This window comes from Pseudoalteromonas rubra (genome assembly GCF_000967655.1).
GTDB classification, from domain to species: Bacteria; Pseudomonadota; Gammaproteobacteria; order Enterobacterales; family Alteromonadaceae; genus Pseudoalteromonas; species Pseudoalteromonas rubra_A.
On the sequence record NZ_JXYA01000100.1, the window covers coordinates 1 to 7,464 of the forward strand.

Annotated in this window: 6 protein-coding genes and 2 CRISPR repeat arrays; of the genes, 4 read left to right on the forward strand and 2 right to left on the reverse strand. The window is 43.9% G+C overall.

Features of this window, described 5'->3' with window-relative positions; all coding sequences use genetic code 11:
* Positions 1-833: 833 nt before the first annotated feature.
* From cas1 to TW77_RS23620, 4 genes are all read left to right on the forward strand, one after another.
* Positions 834-2,885 carry a CRISPR-associated endonuclease Cas1 gene (gene cas1, locus TW77_RS23610; protein WP_046007427.1) on the forward strand — a complete coding sequence of 684 codons (2,052 nt, stop codon included), beginning with the start codon at positions 834-836 and terminating at the stop codon, positions 2,883-2,885.
* A 1-nt stretch (position 2,886) separates the two neighbouring features.
* The gene (cas2, locus tag TW77_RS26075) at positions 2,887-3,165 is read left to right on the forward strand and encodes a CRISPR-associated endonuclease Cas2 (protein ID WP_082079032.1); all 279 of its coding nucleotides are present in this window, start codon (positions 2,887-2,889) and stop codon (positions 3,163-3,165) included.
* Positions 3,165-3,437, forward strand: coding sequence for a CRISPR-associated endonuclease Cas2 (gene cas2, locus TW77_RS23615; protein WP_046007428.1), 273 nt, complete (start codon positions 3,165-3,167; stop codon positions 3,435-3,437). Before cas2 (TW77_RS26075) ends, cas2 (TW77_RS23615) begins: the two co-directional genes overlap by 1 nt.
* Before the next feature lie 405 nt (positions 3,438-3,842).
* Positions 3,843-4,291: a CRISPR direct-repeat array (repeat unit 35 nt; unit sequence GTACCGCAAGCCCCGACTTTAGAGGGGATTGAGAC).
* Positions 4,292-4,407: 116 nt separating this feature from the next.
* A complete protein-coding gene (locus TW77_RS23620) occupies positions 4,408-4,806 on the forward strand; it encodes a hypothetical protein (protein WP_046007429.1) in 399 nt (132 codons plus the stop codon).
* A 618-nt stretch (positions 4,807-5,424) separates the two neighbouring features.
* Here the strand turns inward: TW77_RS23620 and TW77_RS23625 are convergent.
* Together TW77_RS23625 and TW77_RS23630 are read right to left on the reverse strand one after the other, a co-directional pair.
* Positions 5,425-5,967: a hypothetical protein gene (locus TW77_RS23625; RefSeq protein WP_046007430.1), complete on the reverse strand. Its 543-nt coding sequence runs from the start codon at positions 5,965-5,967 to the stop codon at positions 5,425-5,427.
* Between the two features lie 3 nt (positions 5,968-5,970).
* Positions 5,971-6,270 (reverse strand): helix-turn-helix transcriptional regulator, encoded by a 300-nt coding sequence (locus TW77_RS23630; protein ID WP_046007431.1) that lies wholly within the window; start codon positions 6,268-6,270, stop codon positions 5,971-5,973.
* A 464-nt stretch (positions 6,271-6,734) separates the two neighbouring features.
* A CRISPR array of direct repeats spans positions 6,735-7,322; the repeat unit is 35 nt; unit sequence GTACCGGAAGCCCCGACTTTAGAGGGGATTGAGAC.
* The last annotated feature ends 142 nt before the right edge of the window (positions 7,323-7,464 follow it).

Sequence of the window (7,464 nt, forward strand, 5' to 3'; positions counted from 1 at the left end):
AAAGTTACCCGACTTTAGAGGGGATTGAGACGAGCCCATTGGGCATGTGGGTCTTTTCATTTTGAGTACCGGTGACCCCGACTTTTCAGGCTCGATGAGTGAAAACCATGCGTTTTAAAAGCACCGCTTTTTGCATGATTTGAACGCTGGAGGCAGGACGCCGTAAGCCAGTTTTGGTATTTTGCAGGGAAAGCAAAATAGTAAAACAGGCCCTGGACGGTCGATTCTGGCGAACGCACCGCTTAGCGCTTCATGGATGAATCAACGATGCCACTGTTGAAATGATTGGCTAAGTGGCCCCGACTTTAGAGGCTGAGGGCCGCCCGGAAAAAGCACCGCTTTTTCAGGCTCGATGAGTGAAAATCATGCGTTTTAAAAGCACCGCTTTTTGCATGATTTGAACACTGGAGGCAGGACGCCGTAAGCCAGTTTTGGTATTTTGCAGGGAAAGCAAAATAGTAAAACAGGCCCTGGATGGCCGATTCTGGCGAACGCACCGCTTAACGCTTCATGAATGAATCAACGATGCCGTTGTTGAACTAAGCTATACATACACCGAGCTGAATTACCTCCCTGTAGCAGGCCCATCGCGGATCCACGCGCTCACTTCATTAAGTTGCGGCGATACTTAATCGTCGGCCTTACTTCACCCGCCCGGAAATAGCACCGCTTTTTGCTTGATTTTAATACTGGAGGCAGGACGCCGTGAGCCTGTTTTGGTAAACACCGCTCCGTGCGTTAATCAGCTGTGTAATAATAAAACGCCATGTCAGTTGTTGAGTGCTGAGCGCAAGCTATACTGAATAACGTCTGATTAATACTAGGGAGGGCATATGGACTATCAGCAATTGTGTCAGTATGACTTGCTTTTGCAAGCATTTTACAGGGTGCAAAAAAATGATGGCGGTCCCGGTGTCGATTGCCAGTCTATAGCAAGCTTTGAATCCGAATTGCAATTGGGCCTAAACAGTATTTTGTATGATTTACGCCAACAACACTACACACCAGCTGCACTGAAACGCAGTCAGCTAAAACTACCAGGCAAAAAACCCCGGTGGCTGGCATTCCCAACGGTCAGAGACCGGATAGTTCATACCGCCATTGCGATTTTGCTTCAGCCTTATTTTGAAGAAGAATTTGAACACAACAGCTATGGATATAGACCTGGACGAAGCTACATCATGGCAGTAGACAAAGTGATAGAGCACAGAAACCAGCGCCGCAGGCATGTATTTGATGCAGATATACAGGGTTACTTTGACCATATCCCCCAGGATAAACTGCTGACTAAGCTACAGGCAACGGCCATTGATCCAACTTTGATTGAGCTGATCTTTACCTTGCTCTTTAGTTTTCAGCAGAGCAACGATGGGCTTGTTTTTGGCAAAGCGCTCGGACAGGGAATACCGCAAGGGTCAGCCATTTGCCCGTTACTGGCAAACTTTTATCTGGACGAGCTGGATGAACACTTAAACGCACTGGGTTATCACATGGTGCGATATGCCGATGATTTTGTGGTCTGCTGTGATAGTGCCAAAGCAGCCCAACATGCACAGTATCATACCGAGCAGGTACTGACCCACCTAGCGCTTACGCTCAATCTAAATAAAACCCAGCTAACAACCTTTGCAGATGGTTTTAAATTTCTTGGTCACTACTTTATTGGTGACCAGGTTATTGATGAAAAATCAAGCCTGGTGTACGGTATTATGGATTCAGCCCGAGAATGGGCGGAAACGGCAACTGAAATGCAGCAGGAACATCTGCTGCTACAGGCTGACTTGCCAGCAAACCCAGCCCAGAGTGCCATTGAAGATGAGCAAGACTGGTTAGAGATCCCCGCTCACCTGTTGTCTCAACCCAGCACTGTTCAGCGCAAAACGTTAAAAACCCTGTATCTGACACAAGTCGGTGGCGTTGTGGGAATAAAAGGGAACCGTGCCTACCTGAATTTACGTGGAGAAGAACTCAAAACCTGGCCACTGAATGTGATCGATGCCATTATTGTACTGGGCAGGATCCAACTGACCACCGATTTTATGGGATATTGTACAGAGCATGCCATTGTGGTGATATTAGCCTCATCGACGGGGCGCTACCGTGGCGAATTAAGTACCTACCCAGGTTTTAATGCAGTGCTTTATCAACAGATTGTGCGCTGCGGTAACAAAGCATTTGAACGAGCCTTATGCGAGCAAATTTTGCAAGCTAAGTTTCATAACTGTCTACAAGTAATCAAGCAACAGCTAAGACGCCGGTCGCTGCCCGAAAGCCACAAAGCACAATTAGATCACGTAATCACAAAATTGACTAAAGCAGCCAACCGACTGACTCAGACCAAAACTCGGGAACACTTCTTCTTGCTTGAGGCTAAAATCGCGAAACACTACTTTAGCGCAATTGCCCTGTGTGTTAACGATACCTGGCAATTTAACGGGCGTAATCGTTTACCACCCAAAGATCCTATCAATGCACTGTTATCTTTGGGTTATAACTTGCTTTTTAATAATACTATGTGTCTGGTACGCAAGCATGGGCTGCACCCTGATTTCGGGCTGCTGCATTGTGGTGACAATCAGCCAAGCCTGGTATTAGACCTGATGGAACCATTTAGGGCTGTGATTGTTGATGCCAGTGTACTTAAGCTGATAAACAAACAACAGATCACACCGGCTGACTTTGATTTTACCGGCGGTCAATGCCTGTTAAAGCCCGAGACACTCAAGCGCTTTATCACTGTAATAGAAGAAAAATTTTGTGCAACCTTTCAAAGCCAGCGCTCACATCAGGTTATGGATTATCGTAAAGCAATGCATGATCAGGTACAGGCATTAAAGTGCCACTTTTTATCTCAGGCGCCTTTTAGCGCGTTTAAGGTCAACTGATATGCCACATCACTATGTTGTGTGCTACGACACGTCCTGCAATAAACGCAGGTATCGAATTGATAAAATACTTGCAGGTTTCGGTGAGCGCATTCAGCTATCAGTATACGAATGCTGCCTCAGTGACAGCCAGTTCTTATTGTTGCGGCAAAAAATTAGATCAACTATCACATGCGATGACGTCATCAATTACTATCCTGTATGTTGCCACTGTCAGGATCGTCGCCATGGTATTGCCAGTGCCAGGCTCTATAACTCAGTGTCCTTCGAGATAAGCTAATGCGAATATTAGTCACACTGGATATCAGTGATAACAAAATTAGGTATCGAGCAAACAAGCTTATACTAGGGTACGGAGAGCGGATACAGTATTCTGTGTTCGAAATTGATACCACATCCAAACAGCTCATTAAACTGCAACGACAGCTGAAAGAGCTACTTAAGCCCAGCGACAAAGCACACCTCTTCCCGTTATGCGGAAAATGCATGGGTAACCGAAAAGCTGATGGTGCCGGTCAGGTCACCTGGCCTGAGCGATTTTATTACTACTAGTTTGCGCAACTGCCTATTAAATCTCCCCTTCAAATTGCCGCACTAAGCATTATTTCACGCAACTCGCCCACAGAAATCGCGCCAGCTACTTGCGTTCAGACCTCACACTTTTGTAAAACAGCCTAAACTCCATTTCCAATCAATATGCTAAGCAAAAGTGTATTTTTGCATATCAAGTGACATATCTTTTTATTTATACAAATAAATCAATAATTTACAACCATCTATAAAAGCCAAAATCGCACTTTGTCAGTAGCTTAGATAGCATATCATTGAATTTTATACCTTTTACTGGTTTAAGAAGGGTTAAAATGTCAGTAAGTCGGCAGTTTTGGGAACAGCCGACAGGACATCGACATTTTTACCCCCTACAGCCCTTGTACGACGCGGCCTCGATCCGCTATAGTACCGCAAGCCCCGACTTTAGAGGGGATTGAGACTCATATCCTGTTTCGTTGTCATAATCCATTTTTTGTACCGCAAGCCCCGACTTTAGAGGGGATTGAGACGTCAGTAGATTGAATGGGATATACTCGAGGTCCGTACCGCAAGCCCCGACTTTAGAGGGGATTGAGACGTTTAGTGTTGTCATTAATTTACTCATGATATATCGTACCGCAAGCCCCGACTTTAGAGGGGATTGAGACGTTTTAAGATCTTTTTGGTTTTCATAGTCGTTCTCCGTACCGCAAGCCCCGACTTTAGAGGGGATTGAGACGGTGTTTCATACCGTATTCCTCCTTTACTTTTGTGTACCGCAAGCCCCGACTTTAGAGGGGATTGAGACGGAAATCTACCAGATAACACTAGATACTCTCTGTACCGCAAGCCCCGACTTTAGAGGGGATTGAGACCCGTTTATTTGACTGACGGGAGCTCTTTTTTGTACCGATAACCGCTTTTTCTGAGGCGTTAATTTTTTAGGTTCTCGAAAACAGGATCGGACAAAAACTTAATAAGGACATCTGCTTTGTATATAGTAAAATTACTTTTTAAAACAGCCACTCTCGATCAAGAAAAATTCCCTAAATTCATACGAGTTAACCCGGGTGATATAACTTTGAAGTTTGTGTTCGATAACATACGGAATGTTGGTATTGCTGCGGCTCTGTTTTATTGTGGTGCTCTGATATTTAGAGGGGAGCCTCTGCGTGTGTTTTTTGATTTGGCTTACTCACAGGTTTTTGTTAGTTTAGCAATTTGCTTGCTATCATTTGTGCTTTGGAGCCTTAATTTGTTGCAGGCGGCATTTGCTATCATTGGCCAGAAAGAAAGGCCAATTGTGTTTATTGGTATTGTTTTATTCTTGCTTCAAGCTGCTATGGGGATTGTCTTTTTTACACACATTGATGCCTTTTTCGATGGCTAAGCTAATCACTCCTCACTTATCGTGTAGCGCCATAGTCAATTTGACCACTTGAATTTAAATGCCAGAGGTTGGGATCTTTGTGTTACTTTTTAAGTTGTAACCGAAATTTGCCCATACATGCAGGTATGAACAAATTTCGGTTAAAGAAACAGCTAGTTATGGCTGTTGAGTTGGTCTTGTAATCGTCGGAGCAAACTGTGCCACCGCTGGTAGAGATGGTGATTGTGACCCGCCGCCGGCACCACCAACCACTTTTGACAGCAACTTTTCAGGGAGTAATTTCTTTCTCATTGGTTAAACATCCTTCTCTGAATTCGGCTTTCAATACGTACCTGACCAGAGCAGCTATGTACAACAAATGCAAAATGGCCACTGTATTGTCTCGCACGTAAAGCTTAATTGGCGCGTTAGAAACAAACTTGTACAGAAAAACTTCGCACCAGGTTACAAGATTGATTATTTCTACAGCGGCAAGGACAAGCGATTTCGGTTAAAGAAACAGTCCGTTATGGCTGTTGAGTTGGTCTCGTAATCGTCGGAGCAAACTGTGCCACAGTTGGTAGAGATGGTGATTGTGACCCGCCACCGGCACCACCAACCACTTTTGACAGCAACTTTTCAGGGAGTAATTTCTTTCTCATTGGTTAAACATCCTTCTCTGAATTCGGCTTTCAATACGTACCTGACCAGAGCGGCTATGTACAGCAAATGCAAAATGGCCACTGTATTGTCTCGCACGTATAGCTTAATTGGCGCGTTAGAAACAAACTTGTATTTGTACAGCAAAACTTCGCACCAAGTTACAACATTGATTGTTGCTACAGCGGCAAGGACCAGCAATACAGAAAGCTCTTGCAAAGAAATATAGTGTTTGTTTACAACATTATTAAAAAAATCATGGCCTGAGCGTTCGTAAAGCCAATAAGCAATCTTCTGTCTGTACATGATTGGCAAGAGGAAAGCTAAGTTCATCGCCGCCGCATAAGCATAGTAATGTACTTGCCAATTCAACGCAACGCTTATTAACAATTCGTCAACGAGTTCAACACACCCTAGTGTAAGCAAGAACCACCTAGCGGTTTCAAACCGCCAAGTCATGTAAAGACCATACAAAACAACGAAGATTGGCGAGTAGTCTACAATTATATATAAATAGTCCATTTATTATTCTCCTGAATCTTTGTTTTCTGGTGTAAGCTCTTTGCTGTCGTCTGAGAGTATGTTTTTTATGTTACCCATTGATAGATCTTTGCCACAGACGAGGTAAAACTCAAACATTTGAGAAATAGTCATCTCAGTTTTTCCTGATTCATAATTCGAGATCGTGGCTTGGTTTATACCAAGCTTCCTGGCCAGCTCTTCCTGGGACAGCCCTAGCTCTTGCCTTATTAGGCGGATAGAACGCTGCACCTGGAGCTTAAAGTTCTCAACTTTTCTTGTCCTTGATGCGTTATTGTTTTTCATTCCTATAGCTATCTCCCTGTAGGATGGATAGCGAAACTTAACAATAAAAACATATTGCTAACAAGAGAAAAGAGTTCGTTTTGTGTCTGCAAGAGCATTTTATTAAAAATTTTATAGTAAGCGGGGTCATCGTGTGAAAAACCTTGCGTTCAGACCTCGCACTTTTTTGTGAAACCAGCCTAAAACTCCATTTCCAATCAATATGCTGTGTAAAAGTGTATTTTCACACTCCCAGAGACATATCTTTTGATTTATACAAATTAAATCAATATGTTACGACACACCACCAAAGTCAAAATTACATTTTGTCAGTAGCTTAGATAGCATATCATTGAATTTTATACCTTTTACTAGTTCAAGAAGGATTAAAATGTCAGTAAGTCAGCAGTTTTGGGAACAGCCGACAGGACATCGACATTTTTACCCCCTACAGCCCTTGTACGACGCGGCCTCGATCCGCTATAGTACCGGAAGCCCCGACTTTAGAGGGGATTGAGACTCCAGAAAAAGGGTCATTTTCTTTTCCTTCTGTAAGTACCGGAAGCCCCGACTTTAGAGGGGATTGAGACATGATGATTTTTTTTAATTCCACATCTTCAATCTGTACCGGAAGCCCCGACTTTAGAGGGGATTGAGACCAAGAAGAAGTTTTTTCATGATTTTTCCTTGTATGTACCGGAAGCCCCGACTTTAGAGGGGATTGAGACCCATACGAGTAATTCAATTGAGGTTACCATATTTGTACCGGAAGCCCCGACTTTAGAGGGGATTGAGACTCTTAGTTTCGATGCGATTCCCCCCATCATAAAAAGTACCGGAAGCCCCGACTTTAGAGGGGATTGAGACAAATTAAGAAATCAGCCTCTTAACTGAAAACGCGTACCGGAAGCCCCGACTTTAGAGGGGATTGAGACTTGATAATATCCACATAAAATATGGATGCTTGTGTACCGGAAGCCCCGACTTTAGAGGGGATTAAGACGATGTCGTTTTACAGACATCAGGGGGATGTTTCATGTACCGGAAGCCCCGACTTTAGAGGGGATTGAAACTGATAAGCAGGAGCTGTCATTTCGTGGTATTTAGTACCGGAAGCCCCGACTTTAGAGGCTGAGAGCCGCCCGGAAAAAGCACCGCTTTTTCAGGCTCGATGAGTGAAAATCATGCGTTTTAAAAAGCACCGCTTTTTGCATG